Raw genomic sequence first — 26,556 nt, forward strand, 5'->3', positions numbered from 1 at the left:
TGTCAACCACCATAGCTACTGCAACGGATTTGAATATTAGAGATAATGGCAATAAAATTATAGAAAAAAAATATTTCTATTTACCAATCATAAATTATAAAGCTCGCATTTGGCGGGCTTTTATATTTTATTTCTTATCCTGAAAAAAGTTATCAGCAAATAATAAACGGCAACGAAAACGGCAACTAAAAAACAAAAAGCCTGTAAACATTGAGTTTACAGGCTTTTTTGTGGAGTCGCCGGGAATCGAACCCGGGTCCAAACAAGCAACTAAAGAGCTTTCTACACGTTTATTTCCTGATTGGATTTTCGTTGTTGAGCTAGGTCAGGAACAACCACTCAACACTTATCTTCTTAATTTCGATCTCCACCCGAAGCTCATGGAAATCTAGGTTTATTTTTACGGTTCTCCTGGACTGACCGCCACAAACCAAGGCTTTCAAGGAGAATCCAGCTTTCCTATCTGATAGGAACGTGGCTTAATCTTACTATAATTCGGATTATGCAGCTAAAGCGTAGTTATTTTCGCCGTGTAAAATTGTAAGATCTTATATTTACGAGCAAGGTCTCAATGCTCGACGTGCTTACTTTCCAATTCGACTTGCTGTCAAAACCAGTCGACCCCAAAAATGAGTTTGCAAATTTATACTATTTGAAGTTAGTTTTGTAATAAATTTTAGAGAAAAATAATATTATTCTTCATCTTTAAAATTAAACGGATAATCACCAAAGATGGGAGCCAGTTTACGAACCGCATACGTATTTCTCGTCATTTTATTTGATAAAGCAATTATGGTAACATTTTCTTTTTGCAGCGGAATATAAGATGAGGTATTTCCATGCCACCAGCCATTGTGAAAATAAAAATTCTGTCCGGTTTCCCAATTGATCATTCTGATTCCTAAGCCGTAATTTTTTGTTCCCTTTCTCTCATTACTATAACCCGTATAAACTTGTTTTAGAAGTTCCGGTTTCAGAAAACCCGGAGCATTTCTTGCCCTGTCAAATTTTAATAAATCACGAGGAGTAGAGTAGATGTTTTTGTCACCATAAACACAATCCAGATAATCAAAACCAATTTCGACACCATTGCCTTTATAAGACGGAACAATTTTTTTTCTGTCTTTTTCAGTATCCAAAACAAAAGTATTGGACATTCCTAAAGGTTTGAAAATCATTTGCGTCATCGCTTCTTTATAAGTCAGTCCCGTTATCTTCTCGATAATAAGTGCCAGCATTGCATAATTGGTATTGCAATAGCTAAAACGAGTACCTGTTCTTGATTCCAGACCAATATCTTTAGTGGCAAGGATATTGAGAATATCTTTATTGGTCAATTGATTGTGTCTGTCCCAAACTGATTTATCACGATCGGTAAAATAAGCGTAATTACGCATTCCACTGCGGTGGCTAAGCAGCATTCTTACGGTACAATCCGGGTAAGGAAAAGTTTTCAGGATCGTATTTACTTTTTGATCCAAATCCAATTTGCCGGCATTCACCAATTTTAAAACAGCCGTTGCAGTTAGAACCTTACTTACTGACGCAATATGAAGCGGAGTATTGGCAGTAATTGTTGTGCCTTCATTTTTGTTGGCATAACCATTATATCTTTCAAAAATAATCTGACCATTTCTAGCGACTAAAAATCCGCCATTCATCGTGTTGTTTGGCCAGGTTTTATTATAAAAATGATTTATTCTTCCGGTTACTGAATTTATGTAAGCTTGACTAAGTCTTTTTTCAGGACCTAAAGGCTTCATCTTAGGTAAGGTGTCTTCTATTGCAGCCTCTTCTTTATTTGTTGTGTTTTTATCTTTTCCACATGACCCTAAAACTAAAATTAGGAAAAGTATTTGTGGTATATTTGTCTTTTTAAGGAAGCTCATTTTCATCATTCTTTAAAAACAAATATATAGAATTCAATATTTATGTTTTGCCTTTTTTTAGTCATTGCAAAGCTTGTTTTAACAAAAAATTAAGACTTTGTTTAATTAGTTGTTTGTTAGTCAGCTAGTAATGATTTTGAAACATTCTGAATTGTATTTTAACAACAAAAATTTAACTAAATTTGTTATATTTGAAACAAAATGAGTCTTAAAAGTTATATTAATAATATTTTAATCTGCATATAAATGAAATTTGGAATTATTAAGGAAAGAAAAAATCCACCGGACAGACGTGTTGTATTTTCACCAAATGAACTTACTAAACTCAAGCAAACGTATCATGATGCTGCCGTTGTGGTAGAAAGTTCAGATATTAGGATTTTTTCGGATGTTCAATATCAAAGTATGGGAATCACTGTTGCAGATGATGTCTCTGATTGTGATGTTTTATTTGGAGTGAAAGAAGTTCCTGTAGAAAATCTGATTCCCGAGAAAGCGTATTTCTTTTTTTCTCATACGATAAAAAAACAGCCTTATAATCAGAAATTGTTAAAAGCAATTTTAGAAAAAAATATCGACTTATATGATCATGAAACGATTGTCGACGATCAGAATCGCCGTTTAATTGGTTTTGGGAAATATGCAGGAATGGTTGGTGTGTATAACGGAATTCGTGCGTTTGGAATAAAGTTTGAATTGTTTAAACTGCCAAAAGCAGAAACTCTTGCGGGTAAAGATGCGTTAATCATGCATTTGAAGCGTATTAATTTGCCGGCTCTAAAATTTGTAGTAACCGGAACAGGAAAAGTAGGTAGCGGAGCCAAAGAAATTCTGGATGCTATTAAAGTAAAAGAAATTACGGTCGAGAATTATTTAACTAAAAATTATACCCAGCCCGTTTATGTTCAGTTGGATGTTTTAGAGTACAATAAACGAATTGATGGTAAAGTGATCGATTTTAGAGATTTTCTGGCACATCCTGACGAATACGTTTCTGATTTTGAAAAGTTTACTAAAGTATCGGATATTTATTTTGCCGGACATTTTTATGGTGCTGGTGCCCCGATGATTTTAACGAGAGAAATGCTGAATGCAAGTGACTGCAAACTAAAAGTTGTTGCTGATATCTCTTGTGATGTAAATGGCCCGATTGCATGTACCGTTCGTTCTTCGACAATTGAGGAACCTATCTATGGCTATTTTCCTTTAGAAGACAGAGAGGTTGAGGTATTTCATCCTGCAGCAGTTGTAGTCATGGCGGTTGATAATTTGCCATGCGAAATCCCAAAAGACGCCAGTGAAGGTTTTGGGGAACAATTTATGGAGCACGTAATTCCAGCTTTCTTCAATGGAGATAAAGACGGAATCCTGCAACGTGCCAAAATAACGGATAAAGGAAAATTAACTGAAAGATTCAGTTATTTACAAGATTACGTAGACGGGAAATAGGAGGAAGTTATGAGTTATGAATTGTAACTTTTAGAAATAATAAAAAAGCAGAAGATTTTTTTAATCTTCTGCTTTTTTACTTTAACTCATAACTTATAACTCATAACTTTTTTTTTAAACCATTTCCTCCGGTTTTACCCATGCATCAAAGTCTTCGGGCGATACATATCCTAAACGAACGGCTTCGTCTTTAAGAGTTGTTCCGTTTTTGTGTGCGGTTTGAGCAATTTCGGCGGCTTTATAATAGCCAATTTTTGTGTTTAAAGCGGTAACTAACATCAGGGAATTGTCTACCAATTCTTTGATGCGTTTATAGTTGGGCTCGATTCCCTGAGCGCAATGTTCGTCGAATGAAACGCAGGCATCTCCTAGTAACCTTGCTGATTGAAGGAAATTTGCAGCCATTACAGGTTTAAAAACGTTTAATTCATAATGCCCTTGCATTCCGCCAACGGCAATTGCCATGTCGTTTCCGATAACTTGTGCGCAAACCATTGTTAAGGCCTCACATTGTGTAGGGTTTACTTTTCCCGGCATGATGGATGATCCCGGTTCGTTTTCAGGAATGTGAATTTCACCAATTCCGGAACGAGGACCTGAAGCCAGCATTCTAATATCGTTTGCTATCTTATTAAGCGAAACGGCCAATTGTTTCAAAGCACCGTGAGTTTCTACAATAGCATCGTGTGCTGCTAATGCTTCAAATTTATTTTCTGCGGTAACGAAAGGCAAGTTGGTGAATTTTGCGATGTACTCAGCAACTTTTACGTCGTATCCTTTTGGAGTGTTTAGCCCGGTTCCTACTGCGGTTCCGCCAAGAGCAATTTCGGATAAATGGGCTAAAGTGTTTTTAAGTGCTTTTAGTCCAAAAGACAATTGAGCGGCATATCCTGAAATTTCCTGTCCAAGAGTTAGAGGAGTTGCATCCATGAGATGTGTACGTCCAATTTTTACCACGTCTTTAAATTCGGCTGCTTTTGCTGCTAAAGTGGCGTGTAGTTTTTCTACTCCCGGAATAGTAGTTTCAATAACCATTTTGTAAGCTGCAATGTGCATCGCTGTTGGAAAAGTATCGTTTGATGATTGTGATTTGTTGACATCATCATTGGCTTTGATAAAAGGTTCGCCTTCGCCAATATTGAAGCCTTTTAAAACTTGTGCGCGATTGGCAACAACTTCGTTCACGTTCATATTGCTTTGTGTTCCTGATCCTGTTTGCCAAATCACTAATGGAAATTCATTCTTTAATTGTCCGGCAAGAATTTCGTCGCAAACTGCTGCAATCGCATCGCGTTTTTCGGCAGGAAGAATGCCTAAGTCTGCATTGGCATAAGCGGCTGCTTTTTTTAGATAAGCAAAGCCTTCAATGATTTCTTGTGGCATAGAGGCTGAAGCTCCAATTTTAAAATTGTTTCTCGAACGCTCTGTTTGTGCGCCCCAGTATTTGTCTGCCGGGACTTGTACTTCGCCCATAGTGTCTTTCTCTATTCTGTATTTCATGATGTATATGTGTTTGTTGTTTGTTGTTTGTTGTTTCTGCGAGTAGTATTATAATGAAAGCTGAAAACTTAACGTATAGCTAAAAACGAATGCTTCTTATGAAAACTGGTTTTTAGCCCCGATAGTAGCGAAAATCTTTTATTTTTTTTCTTTAGAAAAATAAAAGATTGCAGCGAATAGCGGGAAATAGCTCCTAAAAATACTCATGTTCTTATAATTTAGCTAGTTAAATAATAATCGGAAAAGTCCCTTATTTAAAATGAGTTTAAATATACGGATTATTGTGATTTTATGAAAATTGATTTGGATTTTATTGGTAAGGAAAAATATAAGACTTACATTTGTCATTACATTCAAAAATTCCGGAAAACATGTTTGAATTTTCACAGTACTTAGGTTTTTTACTTTTCTTGACCATACTAACTATAGGGTTTTGGTTGATGTTTTTCTTAGTTGGTTTCGTATCTTATTGGGTTACGGGAGCTAGCTGGGAACTTATCAAAGAGAAAAGAGCAAAGAAAAGACAAGAACAATCAGTTAAATATTAATTAATTGATTTCAATAAAAAAGGACTCGTTTACGAGTCCTTTTTTTATGCAAAAGATCTAATCAAATTGCAAGAAAAAATCCAAATTCCAATTTATTACTGAGTAATTGGAATTTGGATTTTTTTATTTTGGAATTTAACTTAACTATCCCGGGAATTCGCTCCCGCCATCACCATCATTTTTAGGCGCTCCGGGTTTCTCTCTTTCCGTTTTAGGCTTGTTGAAACGATATGTGAAAGATAAATTGAATTGACGTTTACGGAATTGCATTTCGCTGTACGAAGTTTGACTCTCAAGTGTTGTATCGTTTTGAAGGTAAGTATACGACTTCATGATTCTTGAGTTGAAAATGTCACTAATATTAAATGCAATAGTAGCTTTGTCTTTTAAGACATCTTTGCTGAAAGCGGTATTCATCGCAAATTGTCCAAGGTTTTTACCCTGAGCCGTTTTTTGTTCACCATTATAAACTCCGCTTAATTGCCAGTCGATTTTGTATGGTAAAGTTAATTTCGAGTTGATTCTGGCAAACCAGGTATTGGCCTGATTGTTTAGATTTTGTACCACCAGATTTCCGTTGGTATCAGTATACGTATTTTCTCCTGTTGTTTTTACATTATAGAGGTTGAAATTACTGTTTATTCTCCATTTTTTAAACGGTGTATAATTCAATGTAAATTCGAAACCATATTTTTGCTCTCTTCCCAGATTAATTGGTCTGCTTAGAATCACCGGAATTCCATCTACTGTGTCGCCGTTTGGAGTTCTTACGAAACTAAAAACGTCTTTCGTGTTTTCGAAATAAGCCGAAGTATTAAAAGTTAATTTGTCCCAGCGTTTGATATATCCAATATCATATTTATCAGTTAAGGATGGATCCAGATCCGGATTTCCCTGAAAAATATTGATATTACTGGCGTAATTTGTTGCAGGATTCATGAAACGGCCTCTAGGTCTTGTTAAACGTTTACTGTAGCTTGCAGTAAAGTTGCTCTGGTCTGAAATTTCGTAACTAATAAAGGCACTAGGAAATAAGTTGTTGTACTTTTTAGTGTTGAATTCATTAGTATCTAATAAGTTAACCTGAATGTTGGTGTCTTCCCAGCGTAATCCAAATAAATAAGAAAACTTATTTAATTTGAAACCATACTGTGTATAAATCGCGTTTATATTTTCTTTGTATTCCAGGGTGTTAGATAAATTATCATCTTTGACACCTGCACCGTCAGTTATTAGATATTCGTTGTTCAGGTCGCCAAAACTACCTTTGTATCCGGCTTCGAACTGACTTCCTTCACCTAATGGTAAAACATAATCAGCCTGAACCTGTACTTGTTTTTGAACCTGGTCGTTTAAGGTGCTGTTGAAATTAGGTGAAGCCGTAATGATACTGTTGCTGTCATCTGTATTTCTTGAAACTGATAAATCAGCAGTAAGTTTATGTCCTTTGTCGTTGAAATTTTTGATTAAATTAGACGTATATTCTACGTTTTCGCTTCCTGTAACTCCATTGTTTAATCTAAATGTTGTTCCGGTAAAAGCTTGAGCAGCATCGTAATTATAATAATTGATCAAGTCTCTCGTGTCGCCACTATTTTTTTGGTAATTAATGGCATTTGTCCAAAAAGTATTTGGCGCAACCGTCCATTCTACACCGGCTCTTCCGTTAAATCCTTCGTTCGTTCTTTTAGTATCACGATCTTCATTTAAAAAACCTTTAGGAGTTCCGTCAGCATTAAGATACTCGGTATTGGTCAATCCACCGCCTTCGTTTGTTCTGTAGTTGTAACCTGCAGTAGTGAAGTAATTTAATTTCTCGGTTTTGTAATTTAAATTACCGCTTACGCCATACGTTTCAGGAATACCTGTTGAGGCAATAAAAGTTCCGTTGAAACCCTGATTTTTACCTTTTTTCAGTATAATATTGATCAATCCTGAACCACCTTCTGCATCATAACGAGCTGATGGGTTGGTGATTACTTCTACTTTATCTATGGCATCAGCAGGAAGTTGACGCAAAGCTTCAGCAACATTTATAGCGTTTGAAGGTCTTCCGTCAATTAAAATTCTGATGTTGTCACTTCCTCTTAAACTTACATTTCCTTCAGTATCAACAGAAACAGACGGAACGTTATCTAAAACGTCACTTACTGTTCCTCCTTTTACCATCATATCCTGGCCAACATTATATACTTTTTTATCCAGTTTTATTTCTACCGTTGATTTTTCGGCACGAACCACAACTTCATTCAATTGTGCCGCATCCTCAGACAGGTTAACAACGCCTAGATTGGTATCGCCCTGAACACTTTTTCCTTTTATTTCAGTTGGTTTAAACGAAATAAACTCCACTTTTATGTCGTAAGTTCCCGGAGCAACAGCGACATCAAATTCACCTTTTGGATTGGTGATTCCGCCTGCAATAACCTTGGTGCTATTTGGAGCAGTGATAGAAATTGTGGCATATTCAAGAGGTTGTTTGCTTATTTTTTCGAAAACTTTCCCCGTGACTTTTACAGTGTTTTTAGCAGGTGGTCCTTGTTGTGCATAATTGTAAAAACTTGTAAGAAAGGATACAAGCATTACAGCAAATTTGATTTTTTTCATTGTATATTTTTGGTTTCTTTTCATTTTAGACCGTAAATGTAGCTTTTGGTTTAAAGAAGGAAATCACAAAAATATGTTAATTTGATTCTTTATAATCAGTCTAAAAAAGCCGCAACCAGATCAGGGTCTCTACCAATAATGGCTTTTCCGTCTTTTACTACTATAGGGCGCTCGATCAGGATTGGATTGTCAATCATGGCCTGAATAATCTGATCGTTTGTCAATTCCTTGCCTTTGTAATTTTCAATCCAGATTTTTTCTTTGGTTCGGACTAATTCGATGGGGTCAAGATTCAGCTTTTTAAGAAGTTCTTTTAGCTCATTAAAATTTGGGGTTTCTGTGAGGTAAGGAATTATTTGATATTCCTGATTGGTTTTTTCTATGAAAGCCAGACAGTTTCTGGATTTCCCGCAACGTGGATTGTGATAAATTTGTATCATTTTGATATATTTAAATGTGCTGTAAGATAATTAAACTAAAATTAGGTATTTTAGCAAGACCAAAAATAAGATTTACTTATCAAATCAGATTCTCATTTTTTTAAATTATTACAAATATGTTTCTAGAGCAAGGAATTAAACCTCAGAATAAATTCTGGCTGTATCTTATAGGATCAGTTTTAATCATTATAGCATCATTTATTGGTCAGATTCCTTTTTCGATTGCAGTATTCTATAGAAGTTTTGTCAAAAAAGAGGCTTTTCCTTCAGACAACGCTGCTATTATGAACATGTTCGAGCCTAACATTACCTTGTTTCTGATTATGATTTCTTTTGCTTTTGCACTTGTCGGAATTTATTTTGTGGTAAAGTATCTGCATCGCCAGACTTTTTTATCTGTTACCACATCCCGAAAAAAAATAGATTGGAAACGCATTAGGTTTTCCTTCATTTTATGGTCTTTCTTTTCTGTTTTAAGTTTTCTGGCAGTATATTTTAAATCTCCGGAAAATTTTATTTGGAATTTTAAGCCAGTACCGTTTTTGATTTTGGTTGTTTTAGGATCGATATTGATACCCATACAAACCAGTACTGAGGAATATGTTTTTAGAGGATATCTGATGCAGGGATTTGCTAATTTGGCACATAACAAATGGTTTCCGTTAATGATGACATCGCTGATATTTGGTTCGATGCATGTTTTTAATCCTGAGGTGGCTAAAATGGGGTATGTTATAATGGTTTATTATATAGGAACCGGATTGTTTTTAGGAGTCATAACTCTTATGGATGAAGGAATGGAATTGGCGTTAGGGTTTCATGCTGCCAATAATTTGATTGGTGCTTTATTGGTTACTTCAGACTGGTCTGTTTTTCAGACGCATTCCCTTTTCAAAGATACGTCAGAGCCATCAGCAGGTCTGGACGTAATACTGCCAGTTGTTGTGATTTATCCTGTTTTGCTTTTTATTTTTAGTAAAAAATACAAGTGGAATGACTGGAAGGAAAAATTAACGGGTAAAATAAATGTTGTAGAAATTTCAAATCAATAATAATATGTCAAAATTAACACACAAAAATGTCCATAATTATTTTAAAATAGATGGATTTCATTTAAACGCAGACGAGGTGCGCCGTGTTGCTTATGATTATATAAAAGAAGGTGATGGCAACGAGCAGGCGATAGGAGAATTTTTACTCGATTGGTTCGATGATAAGGACTATATCGAAATGAGAACTTCCGGAACAACGGGACTTCCTAAATTGGTGCGATTAGAAAAACAGGCCATGATTCAGTCTGCATTGGCGACAGGAGATTTTTTTAAATTAGAACCTGGTAATAAAGCTTTGCTTTGTTTGCCTGTACGATTTATAGCCGGTAAAATGATGCTGGTCCGCAGTATTATTTTGGGGCTTGAGTTAGATATTACAGCACCAAGCACACAGCCATTGGTGCTTAATGATAAAGTATATGATTTTGTTGCAATGGTTCCGTTGCAGGTTCAGAATTCAATAGCTGATTTAAAAAATGTAAAGAAATTAATTATTGGAGGCGCAAAAATGGATGCTGCCCTCGAGGAAAAAGTTTTACCATTAAAAACAGAAGTTTACGAAACTTATGGTATGACGGAAACTATCACGCATATTGCTGCCAAAAAAGTAGGGGAGACGGTTTTTACTATTTTACCTAATGTGAAAATTGCGCAGGATGATCGCGGTTGTTTGGTTATTACTGTTGCTACGATTTCAGAAGAACCTATCGTTACAAATGACCTGGTAGAATTGATTAGAGAGAATCAATTTATCTTTTTAGGAAGGATAGACAATGTAATTAATAGTGGAGGAGTAAAGCTGATTCCCGAACAGATTGAAGCAAAATTAATTAGTAAGCTAACAAATAGATTTTTTGTTACAGGAGTTCCGGACACGGCTTTAGGAGAAAAGCTTATTCTGGTTATCGAAGGAGAAAAACAAGAATTTGCTCCGGACTTTTTTAATGTTCTGGAAAAATATGAAAAGCCTAAAGAAATTGTTTTTGTTCCGAAATTCAAAGAAAACGAAAACGGGAAGTTGTTGCGTAAACCTAGTTTGGTTTAAATAAATCCCAAAATAAAAATTCCAAATTCCAACTGTAAAATTGGAATTTGGAATTTTTTAAATTACGATTTATTTTTATTCAGCAATTACCGCATTTTTGCGCTCTAGTAATGCCATATAAAATCCGTCGAAACCTGATTCTGAAGCTAGGATTTTACGATCTTTTATAAAAGTAAATTGTTTACCAATTTCAGTTTTTAGAAATTTCTCCACCTGTTCCTGATTTTCTGATGGTAATACAGAACAAGTTGCATACACTAATTTTCCGCCCGGTTTTACGATTTTAGAATAGCTTTCTAAAACTTCAGCCTGAACTTTGCGAATGTTATCAATAAATTCCGGTTTCAGTTTCCATTTGGCGTCAGGATTTCTTTTAAGGACTCCCAAACCGCTGCATGGCGCATCGATTAAAACACGATCCGCTTTTTCGTGTAATTTTTTGATCACTTTTGTAGTGTCAATAATACGATATTCAATATTAAAAGCGCCATTTCTTTTCGCTCTCAATTTCAATTGTTTTAGCTTGCTTTCATACAAATCCATTGCAATCAATTGTCCTTTGTTTTCCATTAAAGAAGCAATGTGCAATGTTTTTCCTCCGGCACCTGCGCAAGTATCCACCACACGCATTCCTGGTTTTACATCCAGAAAACCGGCTACCAATTGTGAGTTGGCATCCTGAACCTCAAAGAGTCCTTGTTTAAAAGCGTCTGTCAAAAATACATTGGCTCTTTCTTTTAAAACTAAAGCTTCAGGTTGATCTTTTAAATATTCTGTTTCAATATTCAAATCCATCAAGGTGTTTCTCAAACTTTCTTTTGTTCCTTTAAGTGTGTTAGTTCTTAAAATAACTTTTGCCGGCTGGTTCTGAGCTGCAATTTCTGTAGCCCAAACTTTTTCTCCAAGTTCTTTTACACCCAATTCATCCATCCAGTCCGGAATAGATTCTTTTAATGCTCTAACTTTAGAAAGTTCGTCAAAACGTCCTTTAATTTTTCTTTCAGGTGTTCCTTCCAGTTGTTTCCAATCCGGAATTGGATATCCTCTTAAAACTGCCCAAACAGCAAACATTCTCCATAAATTCTCTCTGTCGAAAGGCTCTTTTACTTCGGCAATTTCTGCGTATAATCGTTTCCAACGAACAATTTCGTATATCGTTTCAGCAACAAACTTCCTGTCAGAACTTCCCCAACGTTTGTCTTTTTTTAATGCTCTTGCTACCACTTTGTCTGCATATTCTCCTTCATTGAAAATTGCATTTAAAGAATCGATGGTAGTATAAACTAAATTTCTGTGTAATCTCATTTTAATTATTTGAGTTGCAAAGGTACTATTAATTGATTGAAAGTTAAATTTTTAATTATGAATGTTGTTTTAACTTCCTCTAAAAAGAAAAAAACACTCTGATAAAGTTTAAAAGAGTGTTTTTTCTAAAGTATTTTATAAATGATTTATTTTATAATTCGGGTCAATCCAATATTTTCCGGAGCGTGAAGCACCATTGGGAATTTTTCTATTTTCACCGAACTGCTGTCTAAACCAAATGCTCTTTCTTCAGATAAACTCAGTTTCTTGATAAAGAAATAAGAGTTCATGATAATATTTTCGTGCCATCTTAAATCATTGTCATTTGACAAGAATTTTTCAGACAGTACAAATTTAAAGTCACCAATAATATTGTTTTTGTTCAATGATTCATAACGGCTTGTAATATCTACTTCGCCACGTTTTACCATATCACGAATTACTTCCCTGAACATCAAATTGATCTTTGTAGGTTCTCTGAATCCTAAGTTGAAATCGATTCGGTAGATATCGTCTTTGGCAATTTCAGTAACTTTATATTGTGTTTTGTACGGTTCAGTTAAAATGTTTACGTGTACAAACCAATAAATGTCAGCTCTTTTAGGACGTTTTTGTAAAATAGAGTAAATTACTTTTTCTTCAAGTTCATCCACACGATTTGCATTGGTCATATAAACGAGGTGTGTGGCATATTTAGGAATAGATAAGTCTTCGCTCAGCTCCATTAAAACTTTCTTATAATCGTCAATTTTGATGATTTTAGTGTAGCTTTTATTAATTCTTTTCGCCAGGTACCAAATCGTCATAATCGAAATCAGAACTGCTGCAATGATTAACGTTACATAACCACCTTCTGCAAATTTTGTAATGTTGGCAATTAGAAAACTAAATTCTATCAATAAATAAACCGTGATAAGAGGTACCATTAAATACAATTTTACTCTTTTCATTATCAAATAATAATTAAGTAAAATAGTCGTCATAATCATACATAAAATGATAGCAAGACCGTAGGCATGCTCCATGTTTCCTGATTTTTCGAAGTGTAAAACGATTCCAACACAACCAAAAAACAGCAGCCAGTTGATTGACGGAATATACAATTGTCCTTTTACCTCAGTAGGATATTTGATTTTTACTTTTGGCCAGAAATTCAAACGCATCGCTTCGTTGATCAGTGTAAATGAACCACTGATAAGTGCCTGAGAAGCAATAACAGCTGCCAAAGTCGCCACTACAATCCCAAATGGAAGAAACCAGTGAGGCATAATTAAATAGAAAGGATTTCCGTTTTCTCCGCCTAGTTGCTGTAATGTACTTCCTTCATGATGAATCAGATAAGCTGCCTGTCCAAAGTAGTTTAGTACTAAAGTAGTTTTTACAAAAATCCAGCTTATTCTAATGTTTTTTCTTCCGCAGTGTCCCATGTCTGAGTACAATGCTTCAGCACCTGTTGTACATAAAAATACAAATCCAAGTACAAAGAAACCGTCAGGATGTATAGAAAGTAAATGGTAAGCGTAGTAAGGGTTAATCGCTTTTATAACCTCTGGATGGCTGATGATCTGAATCGTCCCCAGAGTTCCCAGCATGGCAAACCAGATAAGCATCATTGGAGCAAAAAATTTCCCAACCAGCTTGGTTCCAAATTGTTGTATGGTAAATAAAATAAACAGAATTCCGATAACAATGTAAACAATGGTCTGCGTTTTCATTGTAGGATAAAACGCTCTAATTCCTTCTACAGCAGAGGATATTGAGATAGGCGGGGTTATAATTCCGTCAGCAAGTAAAGCGCTGCCTCCAATAATTGCGGGGACAATAAGCCATTGAATTTTTGTTTTTTTAACCAGTGCATACAAGGCAAAAATACCGCCTTCGCCATGGTTATCAGCACTTAAAGTAATAAGAACATACTTTATGGTAGTTTGTAAGGTCAGGGTCCAAAAAACACATGAAATTCCACCCAGAACAATGTCAGCATTTATGGCGTAATCACCAAGTATGGCTTTCATTACATATAACGGAGAAGTACCAATATCTCCATAAATAATTCCTAATGTTATCAATAAACCCCCTATAGACAACTTACTATGTAAGTTTTTATGCGATGCGCTCATGTATGTTTTTATAAAAGACGGTTGCAAATTTACTGTTTTAAAACAAATTAGCGTCAATTATAATTAAAAAGATAAAAAAAAGCACAATCGTTAAATTGTGCTTTAGTTTATTATTTAGAAATGCGAATTTAATATTAGCCTCTTCTTCCTCCGCCACCTCTTGAACCGGATCCGCTTTCTCTTTGTGGCTGGCTGCTTCTTGATTCCTGACTTCCTCTTGGAGACTCGGAACGTTGTGTGTTTTGAGTTCTTGCTGAGCTTCCTCTGTTTTCAGAACCGCCTCTGTTTTCTGAATAATTTCTGGGAGTTTCTGTTCTTTGAGTGGCAGAAGTTCTGTTGGTATTCATATTTGGTGCACTTTCTCTGGAAACATTTGCATTATTTTGACCGTAATTTCTTCTGTTTTCTGTTCTTGTGGTATTTTCTACTCTTACAGGATTATTTACGTTTGCTGAATTGTCTCTGCTTACAGAAGATGTTCGGTTGGTATTGTAGCTTCTGTCTGTGTTGTTTCTGTTGTCAGTATTGTTTCTGTTGTCAGCGTAATTTCTGCCTGAAGTTCTGTTGTCCGCAGTAGAAACTCTTCCTGTACTTGTTCTGTTAGTATTATACGTATTTTGAGTTCTGTTATAATCTCTGCTTGCTACACGTCTTTGATCCAGATCGTATCTGTTCGATACATTGGCATGTCTTTGCGCAAAACTATAGTCAGGACGTCTTGTTTCGTAGCCATAGGTACGTCTTGATTCATATAAAACCGGAGCTCTGTAACTTCTTCTTGTATTTACATAATTGTAATGATTGTTTACGTTGATACAAACATTAATATTGTTTCTGTATCTGTAAATAGGGTAAGGTCTCCATGCTGCATAATAGGTAGGGTAGACATTCCAGGTCCAGGTGGAGTAATAAGGTCTGTAATTGGTGACCCAAAATGAACTATAGATCACTGGAGTTATACTGTAAACCGGCTCATAAATGTAGTTGGCTCCGTATAAATAGGTATTACCTACAACCTGCACGCTAACTTTATTATAATTGTCTCTTTCTACATCGATCGTAGCAATATCCTGATACACATCACGATCTAAAACAGCCTGAATAATGACAACGTGCGTTCTGTTTTCTACAGATTCGATGACACGTAAATAATCAACCTGGTCGTCGCCATTTAAGTCAAGATTGGATATTTGATATTTAGGATCGTTCAAACGTCTTTCAAAATCCTGAAGGTTTGCTGATTCCCCAAACATAGAGGCCACAGCTCTTAAGTCTAAGTTATCGCTTATATCTGAGTTTTTTGCATAAACAGTAGTTTGGCTTTGTACTTGTACAGAACTAAAACCTAATGTCAGCAGGGCTATAAAAAGTAGTTTAGTTTTCATTTTAAATCATATTAAGATTGATATTCTGAGATATCCAATTACTGTGCCAGAAAAAAGAACAGAACTTATTTTATATGTTATAAATAATTGTATTTTAGCATCAAAAAAATCTAATTTATATGAGAAAAGTAATATTGTTTTTTGGTGCTTTGATTTTATTAATGTCTTTTAAAGCGCTGAATCATAATGATAAAAAGTCGTTTTGGGGTGGTTTTACTTCCATACAGATAGATACTTTGTTTCAGGATAAAATTAGTATTAGGGCGATTGTAATTGATAAGAATAAAATTTGGTACGGAGCTGATAATTCCCGATTTGGCTATTATGATTTAGATAAAAAAGAGAAGTTTGAAGACCGTATTTATCGTGATACTTTGAACTTGGAATTTAGAAGCATTGCTCAAAATTCTCAGAGTGTTTTTTTGTTAAGCGTAGGAAATCCTGCACTACTTTATCAGGTATCTAAAAAAACACAAAAAGTAAAATTAGTTTATAAAGAAGTTCACGAAAAGGTGTTTTATGATAGTATGCAATTTTGGAATGATAAGGAGGGAATTGCAATAGGGGATCCAACAGAAGATACTTTCTCAATTATTGTAACACGTGACGGAGGCGAAACATGGACAAAAATACTCTCAGATAAATTACCTACAAATGCTGAGGGCGAAGCGGCTTTTGCTGCAAGTAACTCGAATATTGTTATAAAAGGAAATGATACATGGCTGGTTTCAGGTGGAAAAAAAGCACGTGTTTTTTATTCTCCTGATAAAGCGAAAACATGGAAAGTAATTGAAACGCCAATTGTTCAGGGAAAAGCAATGACAGGTATTTTTACTGCTGATTTTTATGATGCCAAACACGGATTTATTGCAGGTGGTGATTATGAGCTTCCAAACAAAAAAACAGATAATAAAGCTTTTACGACTGATGGTGGAAATACCTGGAAATTAATAGGTCAGGAAATGGGTTTTGGATACGCATCATGCGTGCAGTATGTTCCGGGAGGAAATGGTAAAGAAATTATCTGCGTAGGTTCTGAAGGGATTCAGTATTCTCAGAACGGGGGCGAAAACTGGACTCAGTTATCAACAGATTCAAAACTTTTTACGATTCGTTTTGTAAACAGGAATACGGCAATTGCTGCAGGTCATAATAAAGTAATCCGAATTCGTTTTAAATAACAAGAACCCTAAATAATAAAGTAAGTATTATTATATAGGGTCCCTGTCGCTGTTGTTCTTTTTAATATTAGCTTTTGCTCGCTTTGTCACGGTATTGTTTCAGTAATTTGCGGTTAAAATCATCTTCTGATTTTTTAAGCTTTAGTATTTTCTTAGCCGATAGGATCTTTTTTAAATTGGTATTGTACCTGTCGCGCAAAAGATATAATTCTTTATCAGTGCTTTCTATTTGTGACAGGAGCGACGCTGCCTCTTTCTCTGACATTGAACTGATGTTGTCGTCGTCTAATTTGCGCAGATAGGTTTTCATTTTTTCATGACGCAGTTCGTATTGTTTGTCGTCATATGCATTGTAAATAGGCCAGAATTTTTCCGCTTCTGTAGAGGTTAGTTCTAGTTCTGTAGTTAAAAAAGAAACTTTATATGCCTTAATTTTTTCTCGCTTCTCATCTGTTTTATCACTTTGTGCATAAAATGAGAAAGTAACAAAGAATAGAATTATCGGTAGTATATTTTTAATTTTCATCTTTTGATATTTTTGTTTTATTCTGAAATTAAATTTTCAATATTTGGGTTTGAAGCCAAAATGTCTTCCAGTGTTTCCTGTTCCAGGGCAACACCTTTGTTAAGTTTATCGATATCTTTAGTGTCCAGTTCCTTAATTAAATCATATTGATTTAGATTCGACTGATAAGACAAATAAGTCTCTAAAGTATCTTCGTCAAGATCTTTAGAAGTGTTCGTATAGTTGTTTACTATAGGAATCATTAATCCGATAACCATTACAGCCGCGGCAAATAGTGAAAGAACTCTTTTACGCTTGTAAATCGGAATTACTTTTACTTCTTGTTTGTCGTTTACCTGTTGTAAAACTCTTGCCGAAAAATCATCAAAATAATGCTCAGGAGTTTTAAATCCGGTTGTTCTCTTCGGTTCGTTTTCTAGTTTAAATGCTTTCATAATATCTATAAGATAGTTTTAGTTGCAAAAGGTTTAATTGGATGTAACATATATTTCAATTTTTTTTACGGCATGATGATAAGATGCTTTCAATGCGCCAACTGAAGTCCCCAGGATTTCAGCAATTTCTTCATATTTTAATTCTTCAAAATATTTCATTTTAAAAACCAATCGTTGTTTTTCCGGCAGGGTCACGATGGCTTTTTGAAGTTTGATCTGGATTTCATCTCCGTCAAAATAAACATCAGCTTTCAAATTGTCGATGGTTTTATTTTGTAATGCTTCAGAAGTCACGCCGCTTAGTTTTGCTTTTTGATTTAAAAAGGTCAAAGCTTCGTTAGTGGCAATTCGGTACATCCACGAAAAAAGTTTACTCTCTCCTTTGAAGTTTTTTAAATACTGAAAAACTTTCACGAAAGTATTCTGCAAAACATCATCTGCATCATCATGATTCAAAACGATGTTTCGAATATGAGAATACAAGGGTTTCTGATAATCAGACAGGAGTTTTTGAAACGCTGTATTTTGCGTTTTAGGATTTAATAGTTCTTGTATAAATTCCTTCTCGTCTGTCAAATTTTTAGATTTATCTTATTAGAATGAAATTTAAACAAAAGGTTTAATCTTTATCATTATCTTAGAATTCAGACTGCTCTTCTTCTGTTGTTTTTGGAGCCGGTTTAGGAGTAGGCTTTGTTTTTGGAGCTGGTTTTGGCGCCGCTTTTGGTGCTTCTGCAGGATCTGTTTCTGTTGGCTCCGTATAGGTTGGTTCAGTATCTGTTCTGTAAACAGGGGTTTTAGCCACAGGAACTATTTTAGGTTGTACCGGATAATACACTTCGGTCACCAGCTTAGAAGGACTTTTAACATCCAGTTTGCTAACCGTCAATATTTCAAGATGAGACCAGCTTAAATCCGGTGTAATTTTTTCTTTATTGATAAAGGCAGTAGTTTTTGTAATTGCGTCGTTAATATGGGAGTAATCTCCTTTTAGCGTTGTTTTTACAGCTTCGAAACCCTTTAGAGTTCCGCCCAGAATATCACTTCCGGAAGTTGTCATAATTTCTTTATTTGTAGGCAAACAAATAGAAATTTTAGCTAATCCTGTTGCTGTGTTATAGGTGTGGTAAATAATAAAAGGATTTCCGTTGGCAGACAAACCATTGTTTTGGCTGAACTCGATAAGTTTAGGAATTACAATTCGGGCATTTTTGCTTATTTTTTGTATTTCGCTTGTAAATGTTTGTCCGATATAAGGAGTTTCGGTTTTCTTTACCACTCCATTTACTTCAACGGCAAAAGTTCTGGTTTCGTAATCCAGATTTTTATCAATGTTTGCAAGGCTTTTTTCGTAAATAGTTCCAATAACCTTATCAGAACCTCCGTTAAGGGCAGTGTAAACTTTAAACAAGAAACTCATAGTTCCGGATGCTTTCCAGGTAACTTTCGTTTTTCCGCCCAGAGTATCTTTAAACGTCCAGTTGACATCAGCCTCTGTTCCGTCGTATTTCATTTTTTGCTGAATACTTTCTCCTTCTTTGGTTTTTAGTGTGATCGCATTTCCATTTCCTTCGGATCCTGTCCAGTAGTACGAAGCACCATTTCCGGCTGTTTTATTGGGGAAAGTCATTTTTATTGAAGGATCTGCTACAGACCAGGATTCAAAATCTTCATAATTTCTAAAATCATTGATGTAATTGTAAACCGTTGCTTTTGGCGAATTGATGACTTTGCTTCTTTCAACAGTGAAAATCCCTTTTTGGGTAGCAACAAAAACGGTTAGCGCAACTAAACTTAATAATAATAGTAGGAATATGTATTTTAGAATCTTCATTGGAGTCGTTTATTTTGTGTCGTAAAGTTATAAATTTTATTACTAGTCACATGAATGCTACAATAATAAAAGTAAACTTTATGAAATTATTTTGATCAAAAAAAAGCTTCAGATAAAACGTTTTTAATGAATTTTAATTATGCAGCTTTCAGCGTTATTTATTCTAAATATAGAAAAATTTTTCGAAACTATCTTTTAAAGTAAAATTTGATCACAAATAAAAGAGCGATAAAAATCAGGAATACAATTAATACTTTATAATTTCCTTTGTAGAAAATTTTGTGTAATGCGAGGTCTTTTCGATAAGCGAATATCATTACGATTACAAATGCAATAAAAAAACAGAGTGCGAATATTAATTGTCCTTGACTAAACATAGTAAAAAATTATTTTTTTACAAATTTAGAGAATTGTATATGAATAGTTGCTAATTTGGCATTTCATTTAAGGAAATAAAATAATGAAGAAACAACTTGATGCAGTTACTGAGTTTCATACTGCTTTTAAAATAGGTCACAGTCAAACACCAATTGCTGATTTGGGTGAAAGTAAAAAAATACTTCGTTATAATTTGATGAAGGAAGAGAATGAAGAGTATCTTGAAGCGGTTCAGAATAATGATTTGGTCGAAATCGCTGACGCTCTTGGTGATATGATGTATATTTTATGCGGAACCATTATTGAACACGGTCTGCAGGACAAAATTGAAGCTGTTTTTGATGAAATTCAGCGTAGTAATATGAGTAAATTGGGCGAAGACGGAAAGCCTATTTACAGAGAAGACGGAAAGGTAATGAAGGGGCCAAATTATTTTAAGCCTGATTTTTCTAAATTGTTGTAAAGAGGTTTAACCGCAAAGACCGCAAAGGTTTTTTGGGTAGTCCCTGTAAGATAAAAATAAAAAGTTCGCAAAGTTTTGCGCAATTTTTGTCATTTCGACGAAGGAGAAATCCTTGCAAGTAACTCCGCAATGAAAATCCAATCTTTGTCGAGCTTCTGACGAGGATTTCTCCTTCGTCGAAATGACAAGATTGTAGAAAAAAGTAACCCGACAAATTTTAGAATTTGTCGGGTTTTTATATTTAAAACAAAACAATCTTTTGCTTATTGCACTTTTACAGTCCATCCAAAAGTGTCTTCAGAAAGTTTATTTTGAAGATTTGTTAGTTTTTCTTTTAAAAGAGAAGCGTATGAATTCTCTACAGGAGTCATTTCATAATAAACATCCTGGTAAGAGAAACCTTTGATTACGCTGATCACTGCAGCAGTTCCGGCACCGAAAATTTCTTTTAGAGATCCGTTTTTAGCAGCTTCTACTAATTCTGAAACAATAACCGGACGAACTTCTACTTTAAGACCTTCTTTTTCTGCCATTGCAAGCAAACTTTTTCTGGTAATACCATCTAAGATTCTTTCGCTTGTTGGAGCAGTCAATAAAGTATCGTTAATTCTGAAGAAAACGTTCATTGTTCCCGCTTCTTCCAGTTTTGTGTGCGTTGCATCATCTGTCCAGATCACTTGTTGAAAGCCGTCTTTGTTTGCTAAATTAGTTGGGTAAAACTGTGCCGCGTAGTTTCCTGCAGCTTTTGCAGCTCCAATTCCACCATTTGCAGCTCTACTATAATGTTCAGCTATGATTACTTTTACTTCACCGGCATAATACGATTGTGCAGGAGAAAGTAAAATCATGAATTTATATTCGTCAGAAGGATTTGCCACAACACCAGCGCCGGTAGCAATCATAAAAGGACGGATGTACATACTGCTTCCGTTTCCTTTTTGAACCCATTCCTGATCGATTTTCAATAATTCATTCAAACCATCCATAAAAATAGCTTCCGGAACTTCCGGCATTGCCATACGAACAGCTGAATTATTAAAACGTTTGAAGTTTTCGTCAGGTCTGAACAACCAAACATCATTATTGTCATCTTTGTAAGCTTTCATACCTTCAAAAATAGCTTGCCCATAATGAAAGACTTTTGAAGAAGGATCCATTAAAATTGGAGCATAAGGCTTAATGACAGGATTTTGCCACTCTCCATCTTTAAAATCACATTCGAATAAATGGTCTGTAAAAACAGCACCAAAGCTTAAGTTTTGAAAGTCTACTCCGCTTATTTTTGACGAAGTGGCTTTTCTGATTTCAATTTTGCTTGTTTGAGTTGTACTCATAATTATGTAAAGTTTTTTATGTAATTCTCATCCCATCAGAAAAATTCTAAAGTAATGATTTGGTGTAAAATAGAATTTGTTGAATGCAAAATTAAGTAAAAATATGTAATTTACTTAGTAAAACTGCATTATTTATGCCTTTTAACTGAGATTTATTTATCTTATAATAAAGTGAAAAAATTAAGACAGTTTTATAAAGAATTTATGAAAAAACAGCCGTTTTTTAAGGCTTTACGCATTTGTTTTGACTAATTTTGGCAGCTTGAATACCATGAATATCAGTTCAATCAGATTGTAAATTCTTAGAAAAGTGAAAAGAGAAATAATAAAAACGCTAGATGGCTCAACGACAATTCATTTGCAGGAATGGGACGAATGTTACCATTCAAAGCACGGTGCGATTCAGGAAGCGAAGCATGTATTTATAAAAAACGGACTTTCATTGTTTGAGAACAATCCGGTTAGTATTCTTGAAATTGGTTTTGGAACGGGCTTAAATGCTTTTATTACTTTTTTAGAATCTGGTCAAAAGCAACAACACATTAATTATGTTGGAGTAGAGGCTTATCCGGTGGAAGCAAAGGAAGTGATAGAGATGAATTACGTTGCAGAATTGGAAGCAGATCAATATAAAGGTGTGTTTGAAAAAATGCATCAATGCGAATGGAATCAAAAAGTAGAAATTAGTGCTGATTTTTCGTTAACTAAAAGAAAACAATTTTTTGATGAAATAGACGACTTCGAAATTTTTGATTTGATTTACTTTGATGCCTTCGGATATCGCGTACAGCCTGAGTTGTGGAGTACTGAGATTTTTCAGAAAATGTACAATAGTTTAAAGCCAAATGGAGTTCTTGTGACTTATGCCGCTCGCGGAGTTGTTAAAAGAAGCATGATCGAAGTTGGGTTTACCGTAGAAAAATTGGCAGGCCCTCCGGGAAAAAGAGAAATGTTCCGGGCGTTTAAAAAGGTTTAAATGAGTTGTTTAGAATCGTTCTATATTGATTTATGTGTATTAAGAAAACGTATTCGTTGCCAAAGTTTTTAAAAAAATAAGTTAAAAGAAGTGCTTATGAATGATATTTGATTAAATTTGTGCGAGTTTAAAAATAATGATAACCCCCGAAAATCTTATTTTATTATGTCAAAAATGATGTTTGATTACACGAAATCAATACTTGAGAGAGTAAGTTTCGATCCGATGCTTTTCTGTAAAGAATTAGAAAAAGCCATCAAAACACTGTTACCATACGAGATGGAACAATTACAAGAATGGTTGATGAATTTTATTATTGAGAAACCAGAACTAAAACAAAGTTTACTACTAATCAAAGTATAAGAAAAAGGAGCCAATTGGCTCCTTTTTCTATTTTATTTCTTTTGTTGTAGCGGACTAATGATTTGTACGTTCTGAAAAACAATTGCTCCTTTGACCACTCCGGCGATTGTCGATCTTAAAGCGTCAATGATTTGCATTTTTAATTCGCTCTTCGGGTAAATTAAACTTACCTCACGGGCAGGTTTTGGTTCCTTAAAGTTTCGTAGTTTCAGTTTGTCGGAATCTTTTAAGTCTAAGGTGTGCAGGTACGGAAGTAACGTTGTGCCCAAACCTTCATCAGCTAATTTTATAAGGGTTTCAAAGCTTCCGCTTTGTATCTGAAAATTATTCTGATCGATATCAGTTCCGTTTTTGCATAAATTCAAAATTCCGTCCCTGAAACAATGTCCGTCCTGCAAAAGCAAAATTTCATTAATGTTTAAATCGGCAATTTCGATTTCATCCTTCTGAAAACTGGCGTGGTGTTCCGGTATATAAGCCACAAAAGGCTCAAAGTATAAAACGATCTCTTTTATTTTTTCATCCTCAAGCGGAGTTGCAGCAATTGCAGCATCAAGATGGCCGTTTTTTAACTTCAAAATAATTTCATCCGTATTCAGCTCCTCGATCAGGAGTTTTACTTTTGGGTATTTCTTAATAAAGTTGTTTAAGAACATCGGTAAAAGAGTAGGCATAATGGTTGGGATGATTCCCAAACGAAATTCTCCGCCAATAAAACCTTTTTGTTGTTCTACTATATCTTTTATCCTGTCGGCTTCGTTTACAATATTCTTTGCCTGATTTACAATTTTTTGACCAATATCTGTAAGCTGGATAGGTTTTTTGCTTCTGTCGAAAATTAAAATATTGAGTTCTTCTTCAATTTTCTGAATCTGCATACTTAATGTAGGCTGAGTAACAAAACATTTTTCGGCAGCAAGTGTAAAGTTTTTATGTTCCGCAACTGCTAACACATATTGTAATTGAGTAATTGTCATTTTGATAGTATTTTGTGATGCAAAAATAAGAAAATATAATTTTTTTTTATATCATTTTTGAAGAACTTATATTAAATTTGTAGTAAACATATTATAAAACGAAAAACTATGAAAACAAATATTTTAGGATTACCTGTAAAAGAGTCAGAACTGTTAGTAAAGGAATTAAATATTCTGTTATCAAATTTTCAGGTGTATTATCAAAATTTAAGGGGAATACATTGGAATATTCGTGGTAAACGTTTTTTTGATTTACATGTAAAATTTGAAGAATTGTACACAGATGCCCAATTAAAAATTGATATGATAGCAGAGAGAGTGTTAACCATTGGAGGAACTCCTTTGCATACATTTGAAGATTATATCAAAAATAATAAACTGACTGTTGGAAAGAATATTTCAAACGATGAAAAAGCAGTTCACTTAATTGTAAACTCCTTATCAGATTTATTAAAAATCGAAAGGGAAATTCTGAAACAATCAGACGAAATAAATGATGAAGGAACCAATTCTATGATGAGTGACTTCATCGCTGAGCAGGAAAAAACAATCTGGATGATGAGAGCCTGGTTAGAAGAAGAATTGTAATGATTTGCTTTTGAGTAAAATAGAAACAGAATGATGCGAAAGTGTCATTCTGTTTTTTTATGACTGTTAAATTTGTATAAAATTTTTAGCCTGACGCTTTGATTTTATTTGTTTAACACTATTTTTGCTCCAATGAAATTAATCGCTCGCATATTATTATTCATATTTATCGCCTTCTTATCGACCCCAACAATTGTTCAGGCGATAAAGAAAGGGACTAATACGGCTATATCTTTTAACTGTGCAGAGGAAGAAGTTCACAAAGAACTTAAATCTGTTGTACATCCTGCAATTTTAGAGCACGAGGTTGTATTGCCTGTTTATATTCAAAAGAAAACGATTGTTTCTGAAAACATCGTAAAATTAGATAATATTTCTCCGAGCATATTTGCTCCTCCTCCCAATTTAGTATAATACTTCCGATTATTTTGAACAGACTGCATTTTTGATTAAATGTGGTAAATCTTTAATGAATAATTTTTTTAGTATTGTATTATGACAAAAAAAATCAATCTTTTTGCCAACCTTAAATCTGATTTTGCGTCAGGTTTAGTGGTTTTCTTGGTGGCTCTGCCTTTGTGTTTAGGTATCGCAATGGCTTCCGGAGCGCCATTATTTTCTGGAATTATCTCGGGTGTTATTGGTGGGATTGTGGTAGGCTATTTAAGCCAGTCACACATTAGTGTATCGGGACCAGCAGCTGGGTTAACAGCTATTATTTTGACTGCTATTACTGATTTTGGTGCTTTTGATGTGTTTTTAATGTCTGTTTTTATTGCTGGATTAATTCAATTAGCATTAGGATTTCTAAAAGCCGGAAGTATCTCAAATTATTTCCCAACCAATGTTATTGAGGGAATGCTAGCGGGGATCGGAATTATTATTATCCTGAAACAATTGCCTCATGCTTTTGGTTACGATGCTGATTTTGAAGGTGATCAGGCTTTTATACAAAACGACGGAAGTAACTCTTTCTCGTTTTTATTCGATGTTCTGAAACACATTCACTTAGGAGCGGTAGTCATTTCGCTTGTTTCACTAGTTATACTAATTTCCTGGGATAAAGTTTCCTTTTTAAAGAAATTAAAATTAATTCCGGGAGCACTTGTTGCTGTTATTATTGGGATAGCTTTAAATGAATTTTTTGTAGCTACAGGAAGCTCATTGGCAATTGCAAAAGAACATTTGGTTTCATTGCCAGTTCCAAAGTCTTTTGATGAATTTAAATCTATTTTGATTGCGCCAAATTTTGCTGCTGTTACAAATCCGCAAGTTTGGGTAGTTGCTATCACAATTGCCATTGTTGCTTCTATTGAAACATTACTTTGTATTGAAGCTGCTGACAGAATGGATGTTCAGAAACGTTATACCAACACCAATGTTGAGCTTAGAGCACAAGGTATTGGTAATATTATGAGTTCACTTTTAGGGGGGTTACCAATGACATCAGTTGTGGTGAGATCATCTGCTAATAATAATGCAGGTGCAAAATCTAAGATGTCAGCGATTATTCACGGAGTGCTTTTGTTGTTGAGCGTTCTGGCTATTCCAACACTTTTAAACAAAATTCCGTTGGCAACTTTGGCAACCGTTTTAATATTAGTGGGATATAAATTAGCGAAACCTGCAACATTCAAACATTTCTGGGAAAAAGGAAAATACCAATTCATACCATTTGTTGCCACACTTGTATTTGTGGTAGCAACAGATTTACTTAAAGGAGTTGCTTTAGGAATTGTAATTAGTGTAATTTTTGTATTGAGAGGAAACTTAAAAAGAGCGTACAGCTTCAAAAAAGAAGAGTACGAAGACGGAGACGTTATCCATATCGATTTAGCACAGGAAGTTTCATTCCTGAACAAAGCGGCTATAAAATTAACATTGAATGAAATTCCTGAAAATTCTAAAGTAATAATTAATGCTCAGGATACAGAGTATATTGCACATGATGTTTTAGATTTGATTCGCGAGTTTAAGGAAACAAGAGCGATTGATGCGAACATCAAAGTGAAATTAAAAGGGTTCAAAGAAGCTTACGATCTTGAGAACTCACCTGACATTAACAATCACGTCTCTATAGAACATTATTATGATGTTGCAAAAAGAGCATTAGTCCAAAAAGAAACTGTAAAAGGAGATTTTTAAACAAATTATATTAATTA

24 protein-coding genes and 1 other RNA gene are annotated in these 26,556 nt (G+C 34.6%); 10 read left to right on the top strand and 15 right to left on the bottom strand.

Translation table 11 applies throughout. The features are described from left to right. Positions 1 to 228: 228 nt before the first annotated feature. Positions 229 to 625, bottom strand: a transfer-messenger RNA (tmRNA) gene (gene ssrA / locus B0A67_RS10385). A gap of 67 nt (positions 626 to 692) precedes the next feature. After that, positions 693 to 1,895, bottom strand: coding sequence for a serine hydrolase domain-containing protein (locus B0A67_RS10390; RefSeq protein WP_072962618.1), 1,203 nt, complete (start codon positions 1,893 to 1,895; stop codon positions 693 to 695). 240 nt (positions 1,896 to 2,135) lie between these two features. Here B0A67_RS10390 and B0A67_RS10395 point away from each other — a divergent pair, with 240 nt between their 5' ends. Then, positions 2,136 to 3,338 carry an NAD(P)-dependent oxidoreductase gene (locus tag B0A67_RS10395; protein ID WP_072962622.1) on the top strand — a complete coding sequence of 401 codons (1,203 nt, stop codon included), beginning with the start codon at positions 2,136 to 2,138 and terminating at the stop codon, positions 3,336 to 3,338. A 114-nt stretch (positions 3,339 to 3,452) separates the two neighbouring features. Here the strand turns inward: B0A67_RS10395 and fumC are convergent, their stop codons facing one another. The 3 genes from fumC to arsC all read right to left on the bottom strand — a co-directional run bounded on the left by fumC (position 3,453) and on the right by arsC (position 8,433). Further along, positions 3,453 to 4,838 (bottom strand): class II fumarate hydratase, encoded by a 1,386-nt coding sequence (fumC, locus tag B0A67_RS10400; protein ID WP_072962626.1) that lies wholly within the window; start codon positions 4,836 to 4,838, stop codon positions 3,453 to 3,455. 692 nt (positions 4,839 to 5,530) lie between these two features. Further along, positions 5,531 to 7,993: an outer membrane beta-barrel family protein gene (locus B0A67_RS10410; RefSeq protein WP_072962809.1), complete on the bottom strand. Its 2,463-nt coding sequence runs from the start codon at positions 7,991 to 7,993 to the stop codon at positions 5,531 to 5,533. 95 nt (positions 7,994 to 8,088) lie between these two features. Then, positions 8,089 to 8,433: an arsenate reductase (glutaredoxin) gene (arsC, locus tag B0A67_RS10415; protein WP_072962630.1), complete on the bottom strand. Its 345-nt coding sequence runs from the start codon at positions 8,431 to 8,433 to the stop codon at positions 8,089 to 8,091. Between the two features lie 116 nt (positions 8,434 to 8,549). Between arsC and B0A67_RS10420 the strand changes: the two genes are divergently transcribed. Beyond that, positions 8,550 to 9,485, top strand: coding sequence for a CPBP family intramembrane glutamic endopeptidase (locus B0A67_RS10420; RefSeq protein ID WP_072962633.1), 936 nt, complete (start codon positions 8,550 to 8,552; stop codon positions 9,483 to 9,485). A 4-nt stretch (positions 9,486 to 9,489) separates the two neighbouring features. Then, positions 9,490 to 10,530 carry an AMP-binding protein gene (locus B0A67_RS10425; protein WP_072962637.1) on the top strand — a complete coding sequence of 347 codons (1,041 nt, stop codon included), beginning with the start codon at positions 9,490 to 9,492 and terminating at the stop codon, positions 10,528 to 10,530. Between the two features lie 75 nt (positions 10,531 to 10,605). Here the strand turns inward: B0A67_RS10425 and B0A67_RS10430 are convergent, their stop codons facing one another. The 3 genes from B0A67_RS10430 to B0A67_RS10440 all read right to left on the bottom strand — a co-directional run bounded on the left by B0A67_RS10430 (position 10,606) and on the right by B0A67_RS10440 (position 15,340). After that, positions 10,606 to 11,835 carry an RsmB/NOP family class I SAM-dependent RNA methyltransferase gene (locus B0A67_RS10430; RefSeq protein ID WP_072962640.1) on the bottom strand — a complete coding sequence of 410 codons (1,230 nt, stop codon included), beginning with the start codon at positions 11,833 to 11,835 and terminating at the stop codon, positions 10,606 to 10,608. A 146-nt stretch (positions 11,836 to 11,981) separates the two neighbouring features. Then, the gene (locus B0A67_RS10435; RefSeq protein ID WP_072962643.1) at positions 11,982 to 13,955 is read right to left on the bottom strand and encodes a KUP/HAK/KT family potassium transporter; all 1,974 of its coding nucleotides are present in this window, start codon (positions 13,953 to 13,955) and stop codon (positions 11,982 to 11,984) included. A gap of 134 nt (positions 13,956 to 14,089) precedes the next feature. Continuing rightward, on the bottom strand, positions 14,090 to 15,340 hold the full coding sequence (locus B0A67_RS10440; protein ID WP_072962646.1) for a hypothetical protein: 1,251 nt from the start codon (positions 15,338 to 15,340) through the stop codon (positions 14,090 to 14,092). A gap of 119 nt (positions 15,341 to 15,459) precedes the next feature. Here B0A67_RS10440 and B0A67_RS10445 point away from each other — a divergent pair, with 119 nt between their 5' ends. Further along, positions 15,460 to 16,521: a beta propeller repeat protein gene (locus tag B0A67_RS10445; protein WP_072962650.1), complete on the top strand. Its 1,062-nt coding sequence runs from the start codon at positions 15,460 to 15,462 to the stop codon at positions 16,519 to 16,521. Between the two features lie 67 nt (positions 16,522 to 16,588). On the opposite strand, the gene B0A67_RS10450 is transcribed toward B0A67_RS10445, so the two are convergent. From B0A67_RS10450 to B0A67_RS25180, 5 genes are all read right to left on the bottom strand, one after another. Then, positions 16,589 to 17,047: a sensor of ECF-type sigma factor gene (locus B0A67_RS10450; protein ID WP_072962655.1), complete on the bottom strand. Its 459-nt coding sequence runs from the start codon at positions 17,045 to 17,047 to the stop codon at positions 16,589 to 16,591. Between the two features lie 17 nt (positions 17,048 to 17,064). Then, positions 17,065 to 17,481 carry a hypothetical protein gene (locus tag B0A67_RS10455; protein ID WP_072962658.1) on the bottom strand — a complete coding sequence of 139 codons (417 nt, stop codon included), beginning with the start codon at positions 17,479 to 17,481 and terminating at the stop codon, positions 17,065 to 17,067. 33 nt (positions 17,482 to 17,514) lie between these two features. Further along, positions 17,515 to 18,057, bottom strand: coding sequence for an RNA polymerase sigma factor (locus tag B0A67_RS10460; protein ID WP_072962662.1), 543 nt, complete (start codon positions 18,055 to 18,057; stop codon positions 17,515 to 17,517). A 61-nt stretch (positions 18,058 to 18,118) separates the two neighbouring features. After that, positions 18,119 to 19,315, bottom strand: a complete 1,197-nt coding sequence (locus tag B0A67_RS10465; protein WP_072962664.1) for an SRPBCC family protein — start codon at positions 19,313 to 19,315, stop codon at positions 18,119 to 18,121. Positions 19,316 to 19,503: 188 nt separating this feature from the next. Next, complete coding sequence (locus tag B0A67_RS25180) at positions 19,504 to 19,692, bottom strand: hypothetical protein (protein WP_072962667.1); 189 nt, start codon at positions 19,690 to 19,692, stop codon at positions 19,504 to 19,506. 83 nt (positions 19,693 to 19,775) lie between these two features. On the opposite strand from B0A67_RS25180, the gene B0A67_RS10475 reads away from it, so the two are divergent. Further along, on the top strand, positions 19,776 to 20,156 hold the full coding sequence (locus tag B0A67_RS10475) for a pyrophosphohydrolase domain-containing protein (RefSeq protein WP_072962670.1): 381 nt from the start codon (positions 19,776 to 19,778) through the stop codon (positions 20,154 to 20,156). Between the two features lie 263 nt (positions 20,157 to 20,419). Here the strand turns inward: B0A67_RS10475 and B0A67_RS10480 are convergent, their stop codons facing one another. Beyond that, positions 20,420 to 21,490, bottom strand: coding sequence for a branched-chain amino acid aminotransferase (locus B0A67_RS10480; protein WP_072962672.1), 1,071 nt, complete (start codon positions 21,488 to 21,490; stop codon positions 20,420 to 20,422). 310 nt (positions 21,491 to 21,800) lie between these two features. Between B0A67_RS10480 and mnmD the strand changes: the two genes are divergently transcribed. Beyond that, complete coding sequence (gene mnmD / locus B0A67_RS10485) at positions 21,801 to 22,466, top strand: tRNA (5-methylaminomethyl-2-thiouridine)(34)-methyltransferase MnmD (RefSeq protein ID WP_072962674.1); 666 nt, start codon at positions 21,801 to 21,803, stop codon at positions 22,464 to 22,466. Positions 22,467 to 22,631: 165 nt separating this feature from the next. Continuing rightward, a complete protein-coding gene (locus tag B0A67_RS10490; protein ID WP_072962675.1) occupies positions 22,632 to 22,829 on the top strand; it encodes a hypothetical protein in 198 nt (65 codons plus the stop codon). Between the two features lie 32 nt (positions 22,830 to 22,861). On the opposite strand, the gene B0A67_RS10495 is transcribed toward B0A67_RS10490, so the two are convergent. Continuing rightward, positions 22,862 to 23,806: a LysR substrate-binding domain-containing protein gene (locus tag B0A67_RS10495; protein ID WP_072962678.1), complete on the bottom strand. Its 945-nt coding sequence runs from the start codon at positions 23,804 to 23,806 to the stop codon at positions 22,862 to 22,864. 108 nt (positions 23,807 to 23,914) lie between these two features. Between B0A67_RS10495 and B0A67_RS10500 the strand changes: the two genes are divergently transcribed. From B0A67_RS10500 to B0A67_RS10510, 3 genes are all read left to right on the top strand, one after another. After that, positions 23,915 to 24,394 (top strand): Dps family protein, encoded by a 480-nt coding sequence (locus B0A67_RS10500; RefSeq protein WP_072962680.1) that lies wholly within the window; start codon positions 23,915 to 23,917, stop codon positions 24,392 to 24,394. Between the two features lie 132 nt (positions 24,395 to 24,526). Further along, entirely contained in the window at positions 24,527 to 24,808 is a 282-nt protein-coding gene (locus tag B0A67_RS10505; RefSeq protein WP_072962683.1) for a hypothetical protein, read from the top strand. 81 nt (positions 24,809 to 24,889) lie between these two features. Next, positions 24,890 to 26,539, top strand: coding sequence for a SulP family inorganic anion transporter (locus B0A67_RS10510; RefSeq protein ID WP_072962686.1), 1,650 nt, complete (start codon positions 24,890 to 24,892; stop codon positions 26,537 to 26,539). Positions 26,540 to 26,556: the final 17 nt, after the last annotated feature.

Source organism: Flavobacterium aquidurense (assembly GCF_002217195.1).
GTDB lineage: Bacteria > Bacteroidota > Bacteroidia > Flavobacteriales > Flavobacteriaceae > Flavobacterium > Flavobacterium frigidimaris.

Coding starts and splice junctions, on each gene's coding strand:
- B0A67_RS10390 (WP_072962618.1), bottom strand. CDS start 1,895: ATGAAAATGAGCTTCCTTAAAAAGACAAATATACCACAAATACTTTTC.
- B0A67_RS10395 (WP_072962622.1), top strand. CDS start 2,136: ATGAAATTTGGAATTATTAAGGAAAGAAAAAATCCACCGGACAGACGT.
- fumC (WP_072962626.1), bottom strand. CDS start 4,838: ATGAAATACAGAATAGAGAAAGACACTATGGGCGAAGTACAAGTCCCG.
- B0A67_RS10410 (WP_072962809.1), bottom strand. CDS start 7,993: ATGAAAAAAATCAAATTTGCTGTAATGCTTGTATCCTTTCTTACAAGT.
- arsC (WP_072962630.1), bottom strand. CDS start 8,433: ATGATACAAATTTATCACAATCCACGTTGCGGGAAATCCAGAAACTGT.
- B0A67_RS10420 (WP_072962633.1), top strand. CDS start 8,550: ATGTTTCTAGAGCAAGGAATTAAACCTCAGAATAAATTCTGGCTGTAT.
- B0A67_RS10425 (WP_072962637.1), top strand. CDS start 9,490: ATGTCAAAATTAACACACAAAAATGTCCATAATTATTTTAAAATAGAT.
- B0A67_RS10430 (WP_072962640.1), bottom strand. CDS start 11,835: ATGAGATTACACAGAAATTTAGTTTATACTACCATCGATTCTTTAAAT.
- B0A67_RS10435 (WP_072962643.1), bottom strand. CDS start 13,955: ATGAGCGCATCGCATAAAAACTTACATAGTAAGTTGTCTATAGGGGGT.
- B0A67_RS10440 (WP_072962646.1), bottom strand. CDS start 15,340: ATGAAAACTAAACTACTTTTTATAGCCCTGCTGACATTAGGTTTTAGT.
- B0A67_RS10445 (WP_072962650.1), top strand. CDS start 15,460: ATGAGAAAAGTAATATTGTTTTTTGGTGCTTTGATTTTATTAATGTCT.
- B0A67_RS10450 (WP_072962655.1), bottom strand. CDS start 17,047: ATGAAAATTAAAAATATACTACCGATAATTCTATTCTTTGTTACTTTC.
- B0A67_RS10455 (WP_072962658.1), bottom strand. CDS start 17,481: ATGAAAGCATTTAAACTAGAAAACGAACCGAAGAGAACAACCGGATTT.
- B0A67_RS10465 (WP_072962664.1), bottom strand. CDS start 19,315: ATGAAGATTCTAAAATACATATTCCTACTATTATTATTAAGTTTAGTT.
- B0A67_RS25180 (WP_072962667.1), bottom strand. CDS start 19,692: ATGTTTAGTCAAGGACAATTAATATTCGCACTCTGTTTTTTTATTGCA.
- B0A67_RS10475 (WP_072962670.1), top strand. CDS start 19,776: ATGAAGAAACAACTTGATGCAGTTACTGAGTTTCATACTGCTTTTAAA.
- B0A67_RS10480 (WP_072962672.1), bottom strand. CDS start 21,490: ATGAGTACAACTCAAACAAGCAAAATTGAAATCAGAAAAGCCACTTCG.
- B0A67_RS10490 (WP_072962675.1), top strand. CDS start 22,632: ATGTCAAAAATGATGTTTGATTACACGAAATCAATACTTGAGAGAGTA.
- B0A67_RS10495 (WP_072962678.1), bottom strand. CDS start 23,806: ATGACAATTACTCAATTACAATATGTGTTAGCAGTTGCGGAACATAAA.
- B0A67_RS10500 (WP_072962680.1), top strand. CDS start 23,915: ATGAAAACAAATATTTTAGGATTACCTGTAAAAGAGTCAGAACTGTTA.
- B0A67_RS10505 (WP_072962683.1), top strand. CDS start 24,527: ATGAAATTAATCGCTCGCATATTATTATTCATATTTATCGCCTTCTTA.
- B0A67_RS10510 (WP_072962686.1), top strand. CDS start 24,890: ATGACAAAAAAAATCAATCTTTTTGCCAACCTTAAATCTGATTTTGCG.